The organism is Acinetobacter sp. G11, assembly GCF_049808495.1.
Classification (GTDB): domain Bacteria; phylum Pseudomonadota; class Gammaproteobacteria; order Pseudomonadales; family Moraxellaceae; genus Acinetobacter; species Acinetobacter kookii.
This window is the reverse complement of record NZ_JBNCAT010000029.1, coordinates 16,458-36,609: the sequence shown is the minus strand read 5'-3', so window position 1 is coordinate 36,609 and position 20,152 is coordinate 16,458. Positions and strand designations below refer to the sequence as shown.

Below are 20,152 nucleotides of genomic sequence, written 5' to 3'. Positions count from 1 at the left end.
TATATTGTTACTTAGACAGGTAGGACATTTGATTTGTAGCGTTATTTTCATACCTCTATTTTATCAAAAGCCATATTGTTTTTTTCAGCATACTTTTTGAAACACCACCTAGATTTCATTTGAAACCTTGTGCCATTGGACTCAAATCTCAGAATGATAAACTGCAATGCGTTACACAGCTTGACTCTTGGCAGAAAAAACGTCATTTCTCACAGTTTTTTAACCTGCTAAAAGTACAGCTAAAACCATAAAACTGAATTGAAAAATGGGATCCATCATGGCGAATAAATTCGAATTCAACATTCGTGTATATATTGAAGACACCGATGCAGGTGGCATTGTCTATCATGCTAACCATATTCGTTTTATGGAACGTACGCGTACTGAATGGTTACGTGCGGCAGGTGTTGAACATTACTGGCACCAAAAAGATTATCACTTTGTGGTCCATAAAATTAACGTAAAATATGCACGCCCTATCCTGATGGATGACCTGATTACTGTTACCGCGAGTGTAGTTTCGTGTAAAGCGACATCATTTGTATTGCAACAGAATATTTATCGTGGTGAAATCATGCTTGCATCTGGTGAAGTCGAATTGGCATGTATCAGTGTCGACGGCATGCGTCCAACACGACTTCCTGAGGAAATCCGTTCACTAATTCTGAAAGAGTTAGGACAAGACTAAAAAATTTATTGGCACATTGTAACTATGGCAACACAACTAGAATCTTCGCTACACGTATCAGATCTTATTTTACAAGCAAGTCCTGTCGTTCAACTGGTAATGCTGCTGCTCCTTCTGGCATCACTATATAGTTGGTATCTGATTGCCAAGTTACATATGAGTTATAAAAAAGCCCAGGCCGAAGATCAACACTTTCAAAAAATCTTCTGGTCGGGCGCCGAATTAAACACCCTGTATAACAATGCCCAGCTCAATTCCAAACGTGTCGGTCTGGAAGATATCTTTTATCAGGGCCTGGGTGAATTTTTAAAACTCAAAAAACGCAATGCGCCTGCCCAGCAAAGCATTGAAGGCACAGAACGCCTTTTACGCGTTGGCTTGAGCCGTGATCAAGGCAATCTGGAGCAGGGTTTGGGTGCGTTGGCGAGCATTGGTTCCGTTGCTCCTTATGTCGGACTGTTCGGTACGGTTTGGGGCATCATGAATGCCTTTATTGGCCTGGCAGATGTCGATCAGGTGACGCTGGCCACTGTTGCTCCGGGTATTGCCGAGGCACTGATTGCAACTGCAATTGGCCTGTTTGCCGCCATTCCTGCCGTTTTGGCCTTTAACCATTACACTGCAAAAGGTGAAGCAGTTTATTCAGACCGTGCTTTATTTGCTGAAGAAATGGTGGCGCTATTACAACGTCAAACTGTGGATTCTGCACAGGAAAATGACTGATGGCGATTCAACGTTCCGGACGCTTTGAGCGTATCAAAAAACCGTTAAAAAGCGACATGAATGTCGTGCCTTATATTGATGTCATGCTGGTACTTCTGGTGATTTTTATGGTCACTGCCCCCATGATTACGACCGGTGTAAAAGTTGATTTGCCTCAAGCCAATGGCACACCCATGCAGGCCGAAGACCGCCCTGCCATTGTTACGCTTGAAACGGATGGCACCATTAAACTTGAAGACAAATCACATAATAATAATGTACTTACACTGGACGAATTAAAAGCGGTACTGACTGAATCACAACAACAAGCTTCAGCACAGAAAAAGCAGATGAGTGTACTGATTAACGGCAGTGAATCTCGTCCTTATGGTGAAGTCATGAAACTCATGTCTGCCTTACAGGATGCAGGATTAACTCAAGTAGGTTTACTGACTGAGCCATTAAAATAATTTATGAAAGATTTCACAAAGCCACAATCTAAAGAAAAAACGATTGCGCTTGGATTTACCATCGGTGTCCATGTGGTGGCATTGACTGGCTTACTTTTTTTAGGCATGAGTAAACCACCTGAGCCTCCTAAAAAGATCACGACGGTTTTAGTTAAACCTGAAGATTTAAAACCTGTGACACGTGAAGTCACAGAGTTTGATGAAACAGCCCACCAAAATGTCGCCGAGCAAATTACCCAAACGGCTGAACCAAGTGTGGAACCGGCTCCGGTGATTCCAGTAGCGCCCCCTACTCCAGCGCAAGTAAAACCTGATACTGATAAAGCCGCACAGCAAGCCAAGGCGGCTGCCGAAGCGATGCAAAAAGCTGAACAACAAGCCGCTGAAAATGCAAAAGTCGCTGCAGCCAACAAACTAAAAGCTCAAGCAGAGGCTGCTGAAAAAGCCAAAGCTGATGCGGCAAATAAAGCCAAGACAGAGGCAGCTGCCAAAGCAGAAGCTGATGCCAAACGCAAAATAGATCAGGCTGAACGTGCAAAAGCAGAAAAAGTAAAAGCGGATGCATTAAGAAAAGCGGAAGCGGATAAACAGCGCGCTGAAGCCGCTGCTAAAGCTAAAATAGATGCAGCGAATAAAGCCAAGGCAGATGCAGCTGCGAAAGCAAAAACTGATGCTGCAAATAAAGCCAAGGCTGACGCCGCCGCAAAAGCAAAAGCTGAGGCCACTGCAAAAGCTAAAGCCGATGCCGCTAACAAAGCCAAGGCTGATGCTGCTGCAAAGGCGAAAGCAGATGCAGCGAATAAAGCCAAAGTCGATGCCGCTGCAAAAGCGAAAGCAGATACGGCTAACAAAGCCAAGGCTGATGCCGCTGCAAAGGCGAAAGCAGATGCGGAAGCGCGTGAACGTGCCGCGGAAGAAGCCAAGGCATCAGCTGCTAAACAGGCTGCAGAAGAAGCGGCAACCAAAAAGGCTGAAGCAAAGAAAATTGCCTCAACTGCAAAACGTGATTTTGAAAATAAAATCAAGCGTGCATGGGATATTCCAAGTGGCTCATCAGGTCAAAAAGCTACTGCCCGTGTGACTTTAAGTGATAGCGGTTCGGTTCAATCCGTAATTGTCAACTCGAGTGACCCTGATATGAAAGCCAGCGTAGAAGCCGCAGTTCGGGCAGCTGCACCTTATCCTATGCCATCCGATCCAGATGCACGACGTGAAGCAAGAACCTTTACTTCGAGCTTTACGGCGAAATAGTATAAAAAGCCACATCAAATTTTGATTGATGTGGCTTTTTTTGACATTTAAACTGGACAGCCGATAAAACAGATAAAATTTTATTCACTTTTCACAGTCTTATAACAGTTTAGTCATCATGATGTGCTTTCAATCATTCAAAATCATGCCATTATGTGACACAAGCAAATTCACAATAATTTATATCTTTTAGAGTACGTAGCAGATGATGGAAATGACGCGTAAACATCTACTTTGCCTGACCATTTTGACCGCTTTAAGCCCGGTATTAGCCACCCAATCCCATGCTCAGTTACATCTGGAGATTGCCAAGGCCCCTGAAGAAGCGCCAAAAATTGCCATTATTCCATTTAATAATGATCAAAGTATTTATCCAATTGTCGAAAACGACCTGAACCGTTCCGGCAAATTTTCCAGTGCTTCCAAAAATCTTCCTGCAACAGCAAGCATGAATGCTCCAAATGCAGAAGCATGGAAATCTGCCGGTGTTCCGTATGTGGTGACAGGAACAGTGAAAACCACGGACAATGGCAGTTTTGAAGTTCATTATCAGCTCTATGATGTAGAAAAACAGCAATACCTGTTAAATGAATTATTGACTGTACCTGCTTCACGTATTCGTCAAGCCGGCCACATGATCAGTGATGCCATTTATCAGGCATTAACCGGTATTCCAGGCGATTTTAGCGGTCGTATCGCCTATGTACTGCGTAACCCTGCCACCCCGGAACAGCGCTATACCCTGCAAATTGCCGATACCGATGGTGAACAGCCGAAAACCATTCTGACTTCCCGTGATCCTATCCTGTCACCGGCCTGGACCCCAGACGCGAAAAAAATTGCGTACGTTTCATTTGAAACCAAACGTCCGGCCATTTACGTACAGGACCTGGCTACAGGGAAACGTGAAAAACTGGCCAGTTTCCGTGGGCTGAATGGTGCACCGAGCTTCTCACCAGATGGCAAAAACATGTTGTTTACGGCTTCCATGCATGGCAATCCTGAAATCTATCAAATGAACCTGGATACGCGTGAACTACAGCGCATGACCAGTGACAGTGCCATTGATACCGAAGCGCGTTATGCTCCTGACGGCAAATCCTTTATTTTCACCTCTGACCGCGGTGGCTCAGCACAGATTTATAGCTATAATTTTGCCAATAGTACAAGTAAGCGTCTGACCTTCCGGGGTGCATTTAATGCCCGTGGTACATTAAGTACTGATGGCAAAAAAATTGCTTTGGTCCATCGTCCAAGTGGCAGCAATTACAAAGTTGCCATTCAGGACATCAACACCGGTATTACCAACATTCTTACCCCGACCAGCCTGGATGAGTCACCAAGTTTCTCTCCAAATGGTCAAATGGTGGTCTATGCAACCCGTGAAGGAAATCGAGGCTTATTGTCCATCATGTCACTGGATGGCCGTTTCCGCATGAACTTGCCAAGTGAACAGGGCGAAGTTCGCGAACCGGCTTGGGCACCAAAATAACAATTTAATTTTATTAATCTAAAGTAATGATAATCATGGAGATAAAGATGAAAGCAGTTCAATTATTGGTACTTCCTGTGCTTGCAACGGCATTGGTGATGACTGGATGTGCCAGCCGCAAGCCTGCTGCTGAAATTCAGGCAGGACAAAATCCGAGTGAGGCCACTAGCGTCAGTACTGAAGGTCTAAGTGAAGATGCAGCCTTGAATGCACAGAACCTGGCAGGTGCATCATCTAAAGGTGTCACTGCTGCGAACAAGGCGTTCTTGGCCAAGCGTGTGGTTCACTTTGACTATGACAGCAGTGAACTTTCAAATGAAGACTATCAAACCCTTCAGGCACATGCCCAATTTCTTGTCGCCAATGCCAATTCAAAAGTTGCTTTGACCGGTCATACCGATGAACGTGGTACCCGTGAATACAACATGGCTTTGGGTGAACGCCGTGCCAAAGCTGTAGAAAGTTTCCTGCTGACTAACGGTGTTGCTGCAACCCAATTGGAAGCCGTGAGCTATGGTAAGGAAATGCCGATTAATCCAGGTCATGACGAAAATGCATGGAAAGAAAACCGCCGCGTAGAAATTAACTACGAAGCCGTTCCCCCTCTATTAAAATAAGGGTTCCAATAAAAAAGCGCTCAATCTTGAGCGCTTTTTTTAAGCTTTCTCAGATGCTTGAGAGGCTTCTTGCGGATGCTGCATGGATTCAATCAGATCATGCTTGTTGAATTTTTTGTATTCAGGTTTAGCTTCATATGCTTTCCACGCTTCTTTCACTTTTTCGGCAGAAATATCATCTAAACTCATAGCTTCATTTGGCGTTGGAGTCGCATCAAACTTTTGCGTTGTCATAATTATGCTCCTATCACGTTTTCCATAACCTATAGACCCCAACATAGCATTTTCCACAGAACTTACAAGAGTAAAATCGCGACAAATAGTCGAGTTTAATTGTTCTTTTGCCGCGTTCTCATCTAAAATAGCTGCCCATATTCTTTTGATAATTTTTTATCATTTTCTAATTGGAGCTTTCCTGTCATGTCATACCTCACCCTTTCCCAGTATTTACAACAACAAAACGGGAATCTTACACCTGAATTGGCTCAAGTTATTGAAACAATTGGCAATACATGTAAAGACATCGATCAATTATTGCAAAAAGGTGCTTTGGCTGGTGTTTTAGGGAGTGCACAACACGAAAACGTTCAGGGTGAAGAACAAAAGAAACTTGATATTATTTCAAATGATTATTTAATTGATGCCCTAAAAGTCCATCCACACGTGGGTGGTCTGGCTTCTGAAGAATTGGACGAATTCACTCCAGCTCAAGAAAATGGCAAGTATCTGGTATTGTTTGATCCTCTTGATGGTTCTAGCAACATTGATATCAACATGTGTGTCGGGACTATTTTCTCGATTCTTCCAGCAAAACATGCGCTAACCCAGGCAGAAGATTTCTTGCAGGCAGGTACCAACCAGGTCGCAGCAGGTTATGTTCTTTATGGTCCATCCACCATGATGGCGCTGACTGTAGGTGCGGGTGTGGTATTCTTTACTTTCGACCCAGAATCTAAAGAATTTTTGCTGACTTCTGAAAATATTCAGGTTGCCGCAGATACCAAAGAATATGCGATCAATGCATCGAATCAACGTCATTGGGAAGCACCGGTAAAACGTTATATCGACGAGTTGCTTGCAGGTAAAACAGGCCCGCGTGAAAAAGACTTCAACATGCGTTGGGTGGCGTGTATGGTGGGTGATATCCACCGTATTCTTTGCCGTAGCGGTATCTTTATGTACCCATATGACACTAAAGACCCGAAAAAAGCCGGTCGTCTACGTTTAATGTATGAAGCCAACCCTATGAGTATGCTGATGGAACAGGCAGGTGGCGCTTCAACAACGGGGCGTGTACGTATTCTGGACATCCAGCCGACTGAACTTCACCAACGTGTTCCTGTTGTGATTGGTTCTAAAAACGAAGTTGACCTCGTAACTGGCTATCATAATTAATTTTTTATAGCGGAAGTAAGTCCTCATGACTTGCTTCCGTGGATTTATTCTCCCATGCCGACTATTTTTCTAGAATCAAAAGATAATCCCAAAATTAAACACTTGCGTGGCTTAATTGAGCAAAATTCATATCGTAAAAAACAAGGTCAAACCGTACTTGAAGGTACCCATTTGTGTCTGGCCTGGTTAGCTGAAGATAGAAAAATCAAATCTATTTTTACCACCGAACAGGCTTTAAGCCATCCTGACTTCGACCGTATTGCCGAGCAATACCAGGGTGCAGTCTTTGTTATTAGTGAATCCCTGTATAAGGATTTGAGTACGCTCGGTACCACACTGGCTTGTCTTGCCATCGTCGATTTACCCAGCTCCCGAAATGCACTCGATTTCACAGCAGACACCTTGATTCTGGAAAATATTCAGGATCCGGGCAATGTCGGTACATTACTCCGCTCTGCCGCCGCCGCCGGTATTCACCAAATTGTCTGCACCAAAGGTTCAGCTTCACTCTGGTCGCCACGGGTACTCCGTGCAGGAATGGGTGCACATTTTTCCTTGCATACTTATGAAAATGTGGCGCTGGAAGATATTTTGTCTCAATTCAAGATTCCGGTATACGTAACCAGTTCACATGAATCAGAAAGTTTGTATACGAAAGATTTGACCCAAGCCTGTGTCTGGATTTTAGGCAACGAAGGCCAAGGTGTTTCTGAATATGCGCTTGCACATGCACAGGCGGTTTCAATTCCCCAGCCGGGCGGACAGGAATCGTTAAACGTTGCCATCGCCGGTTCAGTCTGTTTCTTCGAGATGGTTCGCCAGCGTTTATAAACTGCTCTTTCGTTACTTTATTTTAAACATCCCTGGTGGATGTTTAAAAATAGACTACACTAGAAAAATAATATTATTTTTGTCAACCAAACCATTATTTCCAACGTTATTTGATCATGAAATTGGAAATAATGGTGGGTATCCAATGACAGGATTTTCCATCTCTATGGATTCAGCACCGAAACAGTCTCAGTCGGAAAATTTAAGTACTTTGAAGAGTACGGCTGAACAACGCCTGAAGATTTTTATGCAGGATGTGACTGGACGTGCCCTGGTCATGATGGAAAGTGCGACCCAAGGTCAACAAGGCATTGCGATGGATTTGGTACAGGAAGCATTTATTTCCTTGCACAAAGCCTATGCCGATAAATCGACTGATGAATGGTATCCCCTGTTTTATACCATCTTAAACCATAAACTGCAGGACTGGCGCAGAAAGGAAGCCCGTCGGGCGCAACCTTTTTCTTTTTTCAAGAAAGTTAGTCTGGATGATGATGATATTGAGCTGAATGATATTGTCGATGAAAACACTCCCAGTCCCTTCGATTTTCTTGATCAAGCCGTGACGGCCGAAGAAATAAAAGAAGCCATCGCTCAGCTTCCTGTTCGCCAGCAACAAGCCTTTATGCTTCGTGCCTGGGAAGGTTTTGATACACACACGACGGCACAAATCATGCAGTGCAGTGAAGGTAGTGTAAAAACTCATTATCACCGTGCTATTCAAGGTCTCCGGGCTGCTTTAGCACATTTGAATCCATATCGTGGAGGGTCATCCGAATGAAACAAGATGATTTCTTAAAACAAGTTACTTCCAAACTCGATGGGCTCGCACAACATCACCAAGCTAAACCTGTGGTGATGAATCACGTGATCGAAGAAATTCAAGCACGGGAAACATCCCGTTATGGTCTTTGGAAAATGTCAGGTTTTGCTCTTGCTGCAGCCATAGCTGGATTTGTGGTGTTGCCAGACTCCTTTGAAATGTCAACAAAACCTCAAAATCAAGTGGTGGTGACTCCAAAACTATCCCCTCAAATGGTTGAAGATTTGGAAATGTTACTGGTATTAGGTGAGGATAAGGTTCCACATGGCAGCTAAAAAATTAGCATTTGCTTTTTGTGCACTCGGATTTTTACAAACCAGTTTTGCTGGTTTCGAACGTTTTTGGATTTTTTCCAAAGATGCCGATACTCAAGTTGCAGAAACCTGGGAAACATTATCCGATAGTGAACAACGTGCACTCATTCAACGTTACCAATCGCTGAAAGAATTACCTGAAGCCCAAAGTACCACCTTACAGCAACGTATGGATTGGTTTACCCAGCTTCCAGAGCAAGAAAAACAAAAAATGCGTGAAACCTGGCAGAAAATGAGCAGCCAGGAACGTAGAGAATTAGGTCTCCGTATGCAAAAGGCGACACCCGAAGAGCGCCCCCTCATTCGTGAAGAATATATCAGTAAATATTTCCCACAAACGACTACCATTCATTAATCATGTGATTATTTTTAAAAAGTTAAAGTCAAAAAAGCCGCTGAAGTCAGCGGCTTTTTTATCACTTCATGCGATAACGTCGATATAAAGTTAAACCTAGAAGAGCAAATACCCCATACACTCCGAATGAACCCCCACCACTCGATGTTGAATTGGTATTCTGGGCAGTGTTGTTTAAATAAATAGTTGCCGTATTCGATCCCAATCCCTCAGCATCATATATTTTATAAGTCACCGGATAATCGAACTGACTGAAATTATTCTTAACTGCAAAATGTAATTTTCCACCATAACATATATTGCTGACATCATTACCAGGACAAGGACCCTGACGCTCTGCCGTCATAGTCAACCCAGCTGGTAACTTCTCAATTTGGATTGGAATCTCTTGTCCTTGTTTATCCTGGTAAAATGCTGGTTTTGCTGCAGGTAAAGTAGAAGTCAGGCCATCACCATCATCATGATCATTTTCCAGAGGATTAACGGTTATTTCCAGATTAGAACTTGAGCTAATTGAATAGATATCGTTCTTTGCAACAGGAGTAATATTGACAAAACTTGCCTGTAAAATACCTGAAGACTGCTTGGCTTCACCACCTTTCTCTTTAAGCGTGTATTTACAGTAGGCATAATCAGCAGGATTCAGCAATTCACCGCGTGTGCGATAGATCATGATCTGTTTAAAATCTGCATTCCATTCGCATTTTAAGTCATCCAGTCCACCTTTTAGCACAGCATTACCACCGGTGACGGTGAGTGTGCCAATGCCATAAGGCTCAACCTCAACGGTATAGTTATCGGCATTTAAACTCTTGATGCGATAATCTTCACCCGATGTATCACTTACCCGCTCTTCTGTAGGAATCGCCAGTACAAATGGATCAAAATAAATTGCACGGTATTTTTGGTGCTGCTTGGTATATGTCAACAGGTTTTCATATTGAACTAATTCCTCTTTGAAATCATTGATCCCGGTTGAGTTTTTAACTCCTTCTGCAATTAATGCCTTAAGTTCATCAATATTGGACTGATAAAATTCCAATAAACTAATAATCGAGCTATTTTTTAAATCTGTAATATCTATAGCGGATAAATTCATACGTTCAACCGAACCAATATCGCAGCTATTCTTTTTGCTTGGTTCAAGTTGTAAAACCGTATCTAAAAAACGGCTTAAACCGCGTTGATCAAAATCACTGCAACCTGAACGATTGACATCAATTAAATCTGCTGCATTTTGATTATCTCTTGGATAATATAAAGGCAAGAACATATTATATGCTGATGATTCTGTCATCCTAGACAGTAAGCTAGAAAAACTGATATTAGAGACATCTAAGTTTTTCGAACTTTCAATCGTGGATTCTAAAGCAATTTTTGGTAACACACATTGATTTAATCCTGTCGCCAAGTTCAAGGCATTATTGCTTGCAACAAAGATCATTTTTTCACTCGGAACACCATTATCCGAGTTATAACGACAAGATTTATCCGAATTATTAAAAGCTAAAATGTTAAATGCGAAAACTTTGGCGCCCGATTCATCATATAAAAAAGTGCTATATCCCGAGTTTTCTACAATCGTATTACTGATAGCAGTAAAAGTCGAATAAGGGCTAAAACGATCTAAACCGTCGCTTACTGCCCGTAGAATGCTACCGCTGCTTGAGTTTGCTATATTCTGTGCAATCGTATTCGCAGATAAGTTTATATTTGCAACACCACAAAAATCCAATGTACTGGTACTGCTGGTCGAACCATTCTGAATAATACTGCTTTGAGAAATAGTCACTGCAGGTTTGGTATCACCCAGATTGCTGTAACAATCCATTGCTATGACACTGCCTTTATTGGCCTGATTTCCTTGAATTAAGCTGTTACTTATCTTGACTTCTTTTTCAATATTTTGCGCAATATTATAAATTGCCCCACCCGCAATATCCGCCTTCGAGTTTAGAATTGCACCTTTATTGAAGCTTAAAGTCCCACCGAGCAATAATGCTCCACCCCGACCATTTTCAGCATAACCTTTTTCAAGTTGAATATCATTTAGCGTTAGACTGGTTTCACTCTCGCTGGTATTAAAAATTCTTGAACGATTTTCACCACTAATAATAGTTTTGATCTTTTCAAATCCAGGATATTTTTGCGTCAGTTTATCTTTTTCATCATAGTTAAAACGTGAAATGCCACTAATCACCAAAGCCGATTCCGGCACCAGCTCTGAATTTAACCTATATATACCAGCTTCTAATTGAATCTTATCCGCTACACCATTCAGTGTATTTCCGGAAGTACATCCCCCATAAGCTGTATTTTTTTTCGCAGTAATGATTGCTTCACGCAATGAACAAGCATTTGTGTTCTCGCCATTTTCATCTGCAAATGTTGTGACTTTAATGGTTTTATCTTCTGCTGCCATTAATGACATAGCGGATAAAACCATCACACAGAGCAATCCTTTTTTATAATTGTGCATCACTTTTCCCTATTTCTTATTTTTTATAATGACGTAGACCCATTAGACCTAATAAAGCCAATATATTCAACAACCCCAATGCACCACCTGATGTGTTGACGCTCTTGCTTTCCATAGCATTACTTTGCTCTTGCACGATATTTGCACTAAGCACCAGATATTTTTTATTTTCATTAAAACGTGTAGAAGATGTAACAACACGCAGTTCAAAAATATCCGCACCGCGCCAACTACCATTTGGCGTATAAACCAAATTACCATCAATATCTAAAGTCAGTGAACCTTTGCTCTCCGTTAAGGTTTGATCAACATATACACAGCCGTCTTGCCATTGTTCACCATTAGGATGTTTGCCCAATAACGCTTCACATTTTTCTTTTGGATATAAGTCGCTATCACCCAGGTATTGCAAAATATTGATTTTCGCTGTTTCACCTACTTTTAAATCCTGTCCAATACGTGAAATAGTCGTGGGTACAATAATCTCGATAGCACCGCGGTCACACCAGCTGTTATCAGTGGTTCGGCTCATATCACGCTGGTCTAATCCTTCACAGATCACCTGAACATGCTCAGTATTTGAATCAACTCGCCCTTTATTTAAAATGAGCGTATCAAACATGTTCTTTGCACTCAGTAAAATACGTGGCCGTATATATCCTAAAAAGCTATCTTTTGGTGTGGCATAAGGACAAAGTAAGGCTTCCTGGTCTGCAATAAGTGATTTACAACTGCCCTCGCTACTGTCTCCTGCAAAAACTTTATTTCCAGTCCAAAATTCATTCGGATAATTGACATCACCACTTCTACATTCAGAACTAACCAGGTTATTTTGCAAAATACTTTTATCATCACCACTAAATTGGCAATTATTATTTGTTCCGTTTGGATTACCAATCACAATACTGTTAGCCATATAGCCTTGAGCATTTGGTGCTTCAAATTGCACCCCAGCGGTATTTGCAACAATGGTGAGGTTATTTAAGCCTACCCCATCCCGAATGTTAACCGCATAGCCTGTGTTATTCACAAAGGTACTATTGGTAATCATATTGATCTTAGAGGGAAAGGTCAGTTTAGAAGGGTCTGGAATATTCTTTTCGCTAAAAATATTAGCCGCACCCGACGTGGTTTTATTATTTTTAAAAACGACATTCGTGATGGTGAAATTTGGCCGTTGGCTGTATAAAATACCACCACTCACCGCTTCGTTATTTTCAATCAAACTGTTGCTAATCGATACACGACTACTATATATGTCGGCATCGGCATTTTCACCCACATTATAGATAGCTCCTCCTAAACGCGCTATTCCTCCCGTGAGTTTGACATACTTTAGAACCAGGTTTTCATTATTATATAAAATACCACCGCGATCGGCACAGACGCTCTTTTGGCAACCTTCAAAACTGACTTCTTGCATGTTTACCGTAACGCGTTCTTTGGCATTATCATCAATATTAAAAATTTGATCTTGGCCTGTCATACGAATAATCGCGTTGTTTAAACCGGCAACAGCAGTATCACTCACATTAGTTTCATAATAAGTTTTCAGATTAAGTGCTGATGTAATATTAATTTTGCTTGTAAGCGTATAGATTTTTAATTTATCTAACAGAATAGTTGAGGTAGAGTTTTCTCCTCCACATCCATAAAAACCTTGTTTAGGCAACCCCAGATTAACGTATTCTATTGCTTCACGTAATGAGCATTCTTTATCATCTTTTTTAGTATCTTCAGTGGTATTTACAATAATGTCCGCACTATAAGCATGTCCTGCAAAGCATAACATCCCTATACCTATGCTCCGTTTGAGCATATTACTCTCCTTATATTCTTTAATTTTTTTTATTCTTTAGTTGCAATATCCCTGCAACATCGAACTATTTTGATGTACTTTGTCACAGCTTGAACAATTTCTCAAGATTTTTTATTGTTTACCGATATTCATCGATCAGGGCATAAATTTGTCTTAAATTCGCATGACTGATTTTGGTTTTTTCCCCTTTTAACAGTTGAATAAGCTGTTCTAAGGTTTGCAGTAAAACCGAAGTCTGATGAGGTCCATGCGCCAACAAATAATCGATAATCTGCTGGTCAATATGAATTCCCCGACGCGATAATACCGAGTTCACCAATGCATAACGGTCAGCATATAAACTCCCTGATGGCACCTTCACACTGACTGCCTGAGTCAAGCGGGACTGTAAATCCGGAAGTTCAAGCTTCAATTCAATCGGTGCGACACGGGATGAAAAAACCAGTTGCCCCCCACCTTCATTATTATAATTAATTAAATGAAAGACTGCTTTTTGCCAATGTGGAACACCACTAATCGCTTCAATATCATCTAGTGCGACCAGATCATATTGATCTAATGAGGTAATCGCTTCAGTAGGGGCATCCAGCAATTCAAGCAGTGAAACCTGAATTGCCGATTTACCTATTTCCAGATAAGAATCACAAATAGCAGAAAGTAAATGACTCTTGCCAGATCCTGCGCCGCCATAGACATAAAAGCGGTTCATTAAACCGGCATGGAGTTGTCGAACTGCATCGATCACATGTCCCCATCCCGGCCCAGAAAAATCGCTAATTCTGGCATCCAGCTGAGGTTCAATATCGAGTTGCAGTTGACGCATATATAAGCTTTAACCTTAAGGTTCTTTATTGTCTATCAGTTCAATCTTACTCGATTTTTCAGCCTCTTGCAGATTTTTTGATTCCTGATTTTTCACTTCAATATCGACATCTACTTGATCGGCTTCAATCGAAATTGAGCTTGCTCCAGCATCTTGTATGATCAGTGTAGATTGCCTATAAATATGGCTCTTTTCATAACACTCGCGTGCGTGACGTAGCAATACCACAATCACGGCAGCAACAGGCAAGGCAATCAGCATTCCTAAGAAGCCAGCAAGCTGGGCACCGGCCAATACCGCGAATACCACAGCAACTGGAGATAAACCAATTTTATCACCTAACAGGAAGGGTTGCAGAATATAACCTTCTACTGCCTGCCCTACCATGAAAACCACACCGACCAATGCCAGGTGAACCCAGTCAAGACCAAATTGAAATAAGGCCGCAATAACAGCAGCGATTATTCCAACCGCAAACCCCAGATAAGGAATGATACTGGCCAGCCCTGCAATCATGCCAATAATCAGGCCCACTTCCAGTCCGATCAGCTGCAAGCCCGCTGCATACACTACGCCCAGCAAAAACATCACCAAGAACTGACCTTTAACAAAGGCACCTAGAACACTATGACACTCCGCTACAATATTTAAGGTCGTCTTTTCATAGGGACGCGGAATCAGGCGGCGCAGGCTGTCTAGCATACGGTCCCAATCCAGCAGGAAATAGAAGGCAATAATTGGAATTAATATGATCGTTCCGCCAATCTGAATAAAATTCAGACCCGACTGGGCAACTTTCAGCACGACCGCCTGAATACTGTCTGCACTATAATTAGTTTGAATATAATCCATAATGGCCGAGGACATCTGCTCGGTATCTATTTCCATTGGCACCAGATTGAATGTATTGGATAACCACGGCAGGAAGGTATAATTTACCCAGTGAATACCTGCAGGAATACTGGTTTTAGCATACATCAGCTGTTTCCAGACCAATGGGACCAGATACCACATTGCCAAGGTAAGCACGATACCAATACCGATAAAGACCACACTAATCGACATCCAGCGCGGCAAACCGATATTATGTAACTTATCCACCAAAGGACTAAATAAATAGGCAATTAAAAATGCCCCGATAAAGGGTAATACCACCGGTTTAAGCAGATACAGAACCCACAGGAGGAATACGATTGCTGCAAGTATAAAAATGCGTCGTGAGGTGCGATCGACCATAGAAACTCGCCTTTTTTCGGTTTATTTGTTCTAGACAGTAAAATATTTTAATAAAGATAGCATTTTAGCGCATAAATAACATAAGAGTTTCGTATATTCGGGTATAATCGCGGCGCGAATGCGGAGACTTCATTATGAGCAACTCAACTTCCCCTAACACTGGTTTAAGCTATAAAGATGCGGGTGTCGACATTGAAGCGGGCGACTTACTCGTCGATCGTATCAAATCTGTCGCAAAACGTACTTCCCGTCCTGAAGTAATGGGCGGACTAGGCGGCTTCGGCGCACTTTGTAAAATCCCTAAAGGTTATGAAGAACCTGTTCTCGTATCTGGCACAGATGGTGTTGGTACAAAATTACGTTTGGCATTGAATTTGAACCGTCATGACACGATTGGTCAGGACCTGGTGGCAATGTGTGTCAACGATCTTCTTGTATGTGGTGCAGAACCATTATTCTTCCTCGATTACTATGCAACGGGTCACCTCAATGTAGACGTTGCAGCAAATGTAGTGACAGGTATTGGCGCGGGTTGTGAGCTTGCTGGCTGTGCACTTGTAGGCGGTGAAACTGCTGAAATGCCAGGTATGTATGAAGGCGAAGACTATGACCTGGCAGGCTTCTGTGTAGGTGTAGTTGAGCAAAGCAAAATTATTGATGGCTCTAAAGTCAAAGCGGGTGACGTTTTAGTGGGTGTTGCGTCTTCAGGTGCACATTCCAACGGTTACTCTCTTCTTCGTAAAATTCTTGACGTGAAAAACGTTGACCTCACTCAAATTGTTGACGGTCGTCCACTTGCAGACACGGCAATGGAACCAACACGTATTTACGTCAAACCAATTCTTGAATTGCTTAAACAGGTCGATGTTCACGCGATGGCACACATCACGGGTGGCGGTTTACCGGGTAATTTACCTCGCGTACTTCCAAACGGTGCTCAGGCAGTGATTAATGAATCTTCTTGGCAATGGCCTGAACTGTTCAAACTTCTTCAAAAAGAAGGTGGCGTTGAACAATTTGAAATGTACCGCACATTCAACTGTGGCGTAGGTATGGTGCTTGCTGTTGACGCTGCTGATGCAGACAAAACTGTTGAAATCCTCAACGGCCTTGGCGAAAAAGCATGGACCATGGGTCATATCGTTGACAATGCCGAATCAGTTGAAGGCGCAGACGAAAAAATCCGTGTGGTTTTTGCATAAGTACTTCGCATGATTAAAATTGCTGTTCTTGTTTCAGGTAGTGGAAGTAACCTGCAAGCGCTGATTGATGCCAATCTCTCAGGTCAAATTGTCGGGGTGATTTCCAATAAACCGGAAGCATATGCTTTAGAGCGTGCTGCAAAAGCAGGAATTCAAACTGCAGTAATTGAACACAAGCAATATCCTAACCGTGAAGCCTTTGATGATGTGATGCATCAGCAATTGCTCGATTGGGATGTTGATCTGGTGGTTCTTGCAGGCTTTATGCGCATCTTGAGTGCCAAATTTGTCAAAGCCTGGGAAGGAAAAATGCTCAACATTCACCCTTCCCTGCTGCCGTACTACAAAGGCATGCACACCCATCAACGGGTACTCAACACAGGTGATGTACTGCATGGCTGTACGGTGCATTACGTCACTGCCGAACTGGATGCAGGTCAGCCACTTGCGCAAGGTGTGCTAAAAGTAAATCTGCATGATAATGCTACTTCTTTAGCAAATCGGGTTCATGTGCTTGAACATTTAATCTACCCGCAAGTGGTGGAATGGATTTGTACAGGCGCAGTCCAGCATACTGAACAGGGTGTGCTGTATCGTGGTCAGGCAATAAAAGAGCCCGTGCAATTCTGCAGGTTTTAAAGAATAAAAAACGCATCCGAGGATGCGTTTTTTATTGCTTTATTTTTTAATCATTAACTGGAGCAGAAATTACACTGCCGGCTGCTGAATCAGTTGCTTGATCAACGCGACGGTCTCTAGCGGTTTTTCCAGTGGAAACATGTGGCTTCCCGGAACAACCGTATATGGAATACCAAACTTCTTTTTCGCGATTTGCGGAAAGCCCCGCCCAATAAACGGCCCTTGTTCCGCCATTAGCAGCTGGACAGGCACTTGAGGTTTCGGCTGCGGCAGCCACCATAATGATGGATTGGTTCTAAAAATATTCACCTCATCCATTTTTGCAATGGTCAACTCCACACCGCCCCGCACCTTATCCTCAGTTAAAGCATGATCGATATAGGCCTGAAAGCAGTCCGCATCAAAGTGTTGATAAAAGCCTTTGGGACGAAGCAATTCTGCCGCCTGTTCACGACTTTCCCAATGATCTCTGCGACGTAAAGATAAAGAGGCTGGCGACATTTTATCCACGGCTTTTAGCTTCAAGGTTTTAGCTACATGTAAAGCAAAGCCCTCTTTACCCATAATTAAGGGCGGATCAATCATAATGACCTGTTGAAACAGCTCTGGACGTTTTAAGGCTGCCTGAAAAGTCAGCACCGATCCTAAAGAATGACCGAGGCCAATGACTTTGCTGCCATTGGCCTGGCGCACAATACTGTCAATGACCTGATTGGTCAGGCTGTTCCAGTGATTGTCTATGGGGTAACGCTTGTCTGGACCAAGCAAGGGCACATAAATAATGTCATATTCATCTTTCAGTCCATCAAACAGCTTTTGATAAACTTTTGATGGCACGCCATTGGCGTGCGCAAAGTGGATCACGGGTTTCATTGCAATTTTGTCGTTTGTTCAGATTGGACCTGTTGTGAAATTGAGCTGGCAAAACCTTGCCCCATTGAACTTCCCATACGTCCTAGTACTGAATCGAAAGGATTATATTCAATGGTGTAATTGACTGCTTTTTCCAGTTTCAGCTCTCGTTTCAAGCTATTTAAACTGCCGGTACGGTCTGCAATGCCCAGTTTCACGGCCTGTTCACCTGTCCAGAACAAACCTGAGAATATTGCAGGATCGTTCGACTTCAATTTTTTACCCCGCCCCTGTTTCACGGCATTGATAAAGTGGTCATGTACATTATCCAGCACCCCTTGTACATGGGCTTTTTGCGCAGCATCCACCGGCTGAGTCATGGATAAAAGTGCCTTATTTTCACCAGAGGTCATGGTACGGTCTTCAACACCTAATTTCTGCATTAAACCATTCACGCCATAGTTCGGCATAATCACCCCAATAGAACCCACCAGACTTGAAGGATTGACAATAATTTCGTCAGCAGCAGAAGCAATGTAATATGCACCCGAAGCACCAGTATCCCCAATGATCGCGTACAGTTTTTTATCTGCATGGGCTTTTTTCAAATATTGAATTTCTTGCCAGATTTCATCCGATTGAACCGGTGAGCCACCTGGTGAATTAATATTGAGAACCACGGCTTTACTTTGCTTGTTTTCAAAGGCTTTCTTGAGCGCTTTAACGGTATCCGTGCTATTCACACTTTGCTTGTCTGCAGCAATGGTGCCAATAATATCGACTACGGCAATATGCGAACTGGTCGTTGCCGTAGGATCTGTGGTTGATGTACTGCAGCTTTTCGCCATCAGCACCAAAATAAAAAGAATATAAGCAAAAGTGAGAAATTTAAAGAAGATTCCCCAACGACGCGCACGGCGCTGTTCTTCTACAGAGGCTAAAACGGCTTTTTCTAAAATATGCCATTCTTTGCCAGTTATATTTTGTGAATTATGTGGTGTATTTTGAATTTCATTTTCTGGTTTTGGTGGCCAATCGGACATGGAAAACGATCCACTGTTGAGTTAAATTGGACTCATTATATACACTGATCGGGTTAAATCTGTCTAAATTATCTGTTTTCACTTATAATAAATTTATCTTTTCCATTCATGATGCAATTGACAATACAACAATGACCGATCGAAGCTCCCAGAATACAACCTATCGTCTTTTGCAGTTTATTAGCCGACAACCTATTCAAATTTCTCGATTTATAGCGCGTGGTTTAGCTGGTCTGGTCAATGCTCTCAAAATTTCCAAAACTTCAGAAACCATTCGGTTGAATTTAAATATCGCCCTGCCTGAACTGAGCGATGCAGAACGGGAAAAAATTACGGCTCAAGCCATCCGCAATGAGCTGATCTCTTATTTTGAGTTTTTTAGTATTTGGGGTTCCAGCAATGCAGCCAATCTTGCACGCATTCATAAAGTGCATGGTAAGCAGCTGCTGCTGGATGCACTTGCCGCAAACAAAGGTGTGGTTTTAATCGTTCCACATTTTGGCACCTGGGAAATCATGAATGCCTATATTGCCCAATTTACCAAAATGACCATCATGTACAAGCCGGTCAAAAATGAGGCGGCCGACCTGTTTGTCCGGAACGCGCGCAGTCGCGAACAGGCAACCTTGGTCCCTACCGATGAATCCGGAGTTCGCCAGATTTTCAAGGCCTTGAAACAGGGTGGAACAACAGTGATTTTGCCCGACCATACCCCAAACGTTGGCGGTGAAATGATTCCTTATTTTGGACTGCCGTTGGCCACCAGTAATTTAAGTGCCAAACTGATTCAAAAAACCAAAGCTAAAACCTTGTTTTTATATGCACTACGTAATGAGGATCAGGGCTTTGATCTATATTTTGAAGCAATTGATGAACGCATCTATTCAGTCGATACCAATCAAGGCACAGGCATTATTTTTCAAGCCATTGAAAACCTGATCCGCCGTTACCCCGAGCATTACCACTGGAGCTATAAACGTTTTAAAGCCAGCCCCGAATTGGATGCCCTGTATTATCTCAATAAAACAGAGGCATTGGCCCTGGTCGCTAAAGTCCGCGCAGAAGCTGCCGCTCAAAATCCTGCAATTCCAGTAGAAAATGAACAAGTCATATAGTCAGGT

At 42.6% G+C, this 20,152-nt stretch carries 21 protein-coding genes; 14 read left to right on the top strand and 7 right to left on the bottom strand.

Translation table 11 applies throughout. The features are described 5' to 3' along the window. Positions 1-277: 277 nt before the first annotated feature. The 6 genes from ybgC (at position 278) to pal (ending at position 5,220) form a co-directional block, all read left to right on the top strand. Positions 278-688 carry a tol-pal system-associated acyl-CoA thioesterase gene (gene ybgC, locus ACPUEY_RS11015; protein WP_092818632.1) on the top strand — a complete coding sequence of 137 codons (411 nt, stop codon included), beginning with the start codon at positions 278-280 and terminating at the stop codon, positions 686-688. Positions 689-712: 24 nt separating this feature from the next. Then, entirely contained in the window at positions 713-1,411 is a 699-nt protein-coding gene (gene tolQ, locus ACPUEY_RS11010; protein ID WP_131273413.1) for a protein TolQ, read from the top strand. Further along, positions 1,411-1,860 (top strand): protein TolR, encoded by a 450-nt coding sequence (gene tolR / locus ACPUEY_RS11005; protein WP_425122110.1) that lies wholly within the window; start codon positions 1,411-1,413, stop codon positions 1,858-1,860. The genes tolQ and tolR overlap by 1 nt, the downstream gene beginning before the upstream one ends. Positions 1,861-1,863: 3 nt before the next feature. After that, complete coding sequence (gene tolA / locus ACPUEY_RS11000; protein ID WP_425122109.1) at positions 1,864-3,111, top strand: cell envelope integrity protein TolA; 1,248 nt, start codon at positions 1,864-1,866, stop codon at positions 3,109-3,111. 208 nt (positions 3,112-3,319) lie between these two features. Continuing rightward, a complete protein-coding gene (gene tolB, locus ACPUEY_RS10995; protein WP_425122111.1) occupies positions 3,320-4,603 on the top strand; it encodes a Tol-Pal system beta propeller repeat protein TolB in 1,284 nt (427 codons plus the stop codon). 47 nt (positions 4,604-4,650) lie between these two features. Continuing rightward, the gene (gene pal / locus ACPUEY_RS10990; RefSeq protein WP_092818637.1) at positions 4,651-5,220 is read left to right on the top strand and encodes a peptidoglycan-associated lipoprotein Pal; all 570 of its coding nucleotides are present in this window, start codon (positions 4,651-4,653) and stop codon (positions 5,218-5,220) included. A gap of 39 nt (positions 5,221-5,259) precedes the next feature. On the opposite strand, the gene ACPUEY_RS10985 is transcribed toward pal, so the two are convergent. Further along, positions 5,260-5,454 carry an NF038105 family protein gene (locus ACPUEY_RS10985; protein WP_086196183.1) on the bottom strand — a complete coding sequence of 65 codons (195 nt, stop codon included), beginning with the start codon at positions 5,452-5,454 and terminating at the stop codon, positions 5,260-5,262. Positions 5,455-5,640: 186 nt separating this feature from the next. Between ACPUEY_RS10985 and ACPUEY_RS10980 the strand changes: the two genes are divergently transcribed. The 5 genes from ACPUEY_RS10980 (at position 5,641) to ACPUEY_RS10960 (ending at position 8,938) form a co-directional block, all read left to right on the top strand. Beyond that, the gene (locus tag ACPUEY_RS10980; RefSeq protein WP_092818638.1) at positions 5,641-6,615 is read left to right on the top strand and encodes a class 1 fructose-bisphosphatase; all 975 of its coding nucleotides are present in this window, start codon (positions 5,641-5,643) and stop codon (positions 6,613-6,615) included. 54 nt (positions 6,616-6,669) lie between these two features. Continuing rightward, the gene (locus ACPUEY_RS10975) at positions 6,670-7,446 is read left to right on the top strand and encodes a TrmH family RNA methyltransferase (protein WP_092818639.1); all 777 of its coding nucleotides are present in this window, start codon (positions 6,670-6,672) and stop codon (positions 7,444-7,446) included. 166 nt (positions 7,447-7,612) lie between these two features. Further along, the gene (locus ACPUEY_RS10970; protein WP_092818640.1) at positions 7,613-8,227 is read left to right on the top strand and encodes an RNA polymerase sigma factor; all 615 of its coding nucleotides are present in this window, start codon (positions 7,613-7,615) and stop codon (positions 8,225-8,227) included. Then, the gene (locus ACPUEY_RS10965) at positions 8,224-8,544 is read left to right on the top strand and encodes a hypothetical protein (protein WP_092818641.1); all 321 of its coding nucleotides are present in this window, start codon (positions 8,224-8,226) and stop codon (positions 8,542-8,544) included. Before ACPUEY_RS10970 ends, ACPUEY_RS10965 begins: the two co-directional genes overlap by 4 nt. Then, positions 8,534-8,938, top strand: coding sequence for a DUF3106 domain-containing protein (locus ACPUEY_RS10960; protein WP_092818642.1), 405 nt, complete (start codon positions 8,534-8,536; stop codon positions 8,936-8,938). Before ACPUEY_RS10965 ends, ACPUEY_RS10960 begins: the two co-directional genes overlap by 11 nt. 61 nt (positions 8,939-8,999) lie before the next feature. Here ACPUEY_RS10960 and ACPUEY_RS10955 read toward each other — a convergent pair whose 3' ends face one another. From ACPUEY_RS10955 to cxpE, 4 genes are all read right to left on the bottom strand, one after another. Then, the gene (locus tag ACPUEY_RS10955; protein ID WP_092818643.1) at positions 9,000-11,417 is read right to left on the bottom strand and encodes a CSLREA domain-containing protein; all 2,418 of its coding nucleotides are present in this window, start codon (positions 11,415-11,417) and stop codon (positions 9,000-9,002) included. A 16-nt stretch (positions 11,418-11,433) separates the two neighbouring features. Continuing rightward, positions 11,434-13,236: a rhombotarget A gene (gene rbtA, locus ACPUEY_RS10950; RefSeq protein WP_425122108.1), complete on the bottom strand. Its 1,803-nt coding sequence runs from the start codon at positions 13,234-13,236 to the stop codon at positions 11,434-11,436. A gap of 118 nt (positions 13,237-13,354) precedes the next feature. Next, positions 13,355-14,059 carry a DnaA regulatory inactivator Hda gene (gene hda, locus ACPUEY_RS10945; protein WP_092818645.1) on the bottom strand — a complete coding sequence of 235 codons (705 nt, stop codon included), beginning with the start codon at positions 14,057-14,059 and terminating at the stop codon, positions 13,355-13,357. Between the two features lie 15 nt (positions 14,060-14,074). After that, positions 14,075-15,295, bottom strand: coding sequence for a chloramphenicol efflux transporter CxpE (cxpE, locus tag ACPUEY_RS10940; protein WP_425122107.1), 1,221 nt, complete (start codon positions 15,293-15,295; stop codon positions 14,075-14,077). A 134-nt stretch (positions 15,296-15,429) separates the two neighbouring features. Between cxpE and purM the strand changes: the two genes are divergently transcribed. Together purM and purN are read left to right on the top strand one after the other, a co-directional pair. Then, positions 15,430-16,497, top strand: coding sequence for a phosphoribosylformylglycinamidine cyclo-ligase (gene purM / locus ACPUEY_RS10935; RefSeq protein WP_092818647.1), 1,068 nt, complete (start codon positions 15,430-15,432; stop codon positions 16,495-16,497). 9 nt (positions 16,498-16,506) lie between these two features. Then, on the top strand, positions 16,507-17,136 hold the full coding sequence (gene purN / locus ACPUEY_RS10930) for a phosphoribosylglycinamide formyltransferase (RefSeq protein ID WP_092818648.1): 630 nt from the start codon (positions 16,507-16,509) through the stop codon (positions 17,134-17,136). A gap of 69 nt (positions 17,137-17,205) precedes the next feature. Here purN and ACPUEY_RS10925 read toward each other — a convergent pair whose 3' ends face one another. Both ACPUEY_RS10925 and sppA read right to left on the bottom strand, forming a co-directional pair. Then, on the bottom strand, positions 17,206-18,009 hold the full coding sequence (locus ACPUEY_RS10925; protein WP_092818649.1) for an alpha/beta fold hydrolase: 804 nt from the start codon (positions 18,007-18,009) through the stop codon (positions 17,206-17,208). Beyond that, on the bottom strand, positions 18,006-19,031 hold the full coding sequence (gene sppA / locus ACPUEY_RS10920) for a signal peptide peptidase SppA (protein WP_131273426.1): 1,026 nt from the start codon (positions 19,029-19,031) through the stop codon (positions 18,006-18,008). Before sppA ends, ACPUEY_RS10925 begins: the two co-directional genes overlap by 4 nt. 131 nt (positions 19,032-19,162) lie before the next feature. Here sppA and ACPUEY_RS10915 point away from each other — a divergent pair, with 131 nt between their 5' ends. Continuing rightward, complete coding sequence (locus tag ACPUEY_RS10915) at positions 19,163-20,146, top strand: lysophospholipid acyltransferase family protein (RefSeq protein ID WP_425122106.1); 984 nt, start codon at positions 19,163-19,165, stop codon at positions 20,144-20,146. The last annotated feature ends 6 nt before the right edge of the window (positions 20,147-20,152 follow it).

Coding starts and splice junctions, on each gene's coding strand:
- ybgC (WP_092818632.1), top strand. CDS start 278: ATGGCGAATAAATTCGAATTCAACATTCGTGTATATATTGAAGACACC.
- tolQ (WP_131273413.1), top strand. CDS start 713: ATGGCAACACAACTAGAATCTTCGCTACACGTATCAGATCTTATTTTA.
- tolR (WP_425122110.1), top strand. CDS start 1,411: ATGGCGATTCAACGTTCCGGACGCTTTGAGCGTATCAAAAAACCGTTA.
- tolA (WP_425122109.1), top strand. CDS start 1,864: ATGAAAGATTTCACAAAGCCACAATCTAAAGAAAAAACGATTGCGCTT.
- tolB (WP_425122111.1), top strand. CDS start 3,320: ATGGAAATGACGCGTAAACATCTACTTTGCCTGACCATTTTGACCGCT.
- pal (WP_092818637.1), top strand. CDS start 4,651: ATGAAAGCAGTTCAATTATTGGTACTTCCTGTGCTTGCAACGGCATTG.
- ACPUEY_RS10985 (WP_086196183.1), bottom strand. CDS start 5,454: ATGACAACGCAAAAGTTTGATGCGACTCCAACGCCAAATGAAGCTATG.
- ACPUEY_RS10980 (WP_092818638.1), top strand. CDS start 5,641: ATGTCATACCTCACCCTTTCCCAGTATTTACAACAACAAAACGGGAAT.
- ACPUEY_RS10975 (WP_092818639.1), top strand. CDS start 6,670: ATGCCGACTATTTTTCTAGAATCAAAAGATAATCCCAAAATTAAACAC.
- ACPUEY_RS10970 (WP_092818640.1), top strand. CDS start 7,613: ATGGATTCAGCACCGAAACAGTCTCAGTCGGAAAATTTAAGTACTTTG.
- ACPUEY_RS10965 (WP_092818641.1), top strand. CDS start 8,224: ATGAAACAAGATGATTTCTTAAAACAAGTTACTTCCAAACTCGATGGG.
- ACPUEY_RS10960 (WP_092818642.1), top strand. CDS start 8,534: ATGGCAGCTAAAAAATTAGCATTTGCTTTTTGTGCACTCGGATTTTTA.
- ACPUEY_RS10955 (WP_092818643.1), bottom strand. CDS start 11,417: ATGCACAATTATAAAAAAGGATTGCTCTGTGTGATGGTTTTATCCGCT.
- rbtA (WP_425122108.1), bottom strand. CDS start 13,236: ATGCTCAAACGGAGCATAGGTATAGGGATGTTATGCTTTGCAGGACAT.
- hda (WP_092818645.1), bottom strand. CDS start 14,059: ATGCGTCAACTGCAACTCGATATTGAACCTCAGCTGGATGCCAGAATT.
- cxpE (WP_425122107.1), bottom strand. CDS start 15,295: ATGGTCGATCGCACCTCACGACGCATTTTTATACTTGCAGCAATCGTA.
- purM (WP_092818647.1), top strand. CDS start 15,430: ATGAGCAACTCAACTTCCCCTAACACTGGTTTAAGCTATAAAGATGCG.
- purN (WP_092818648.1), top strand. CDS start 16,507: ATGATTAAAATTGCTGTTCTTGTTTCAGGTAGTGGAAGTAACCTGCAA.
- ACPUEY_RS10925 (WP_092818649.1), bottom strand. CDS start 18,009: ATGAAACCCGTGATCCACTTTGCGCACGCCAATGGCGTGCCATCAAAA.
- sppA (WP_131273426.1), bottom strand. CDS start 19,031: ATGTCCGATTGGCCACCAAAACCAGAAAATGAAATTCAAAATACACCA.
- ACPUEY_RS10915 (WP_425122106.1), top strand. CDS start 19,163: ATGACCGATCGAAGCTCCCAGAATACAACCTATCGTCTTTTGCAGTTT.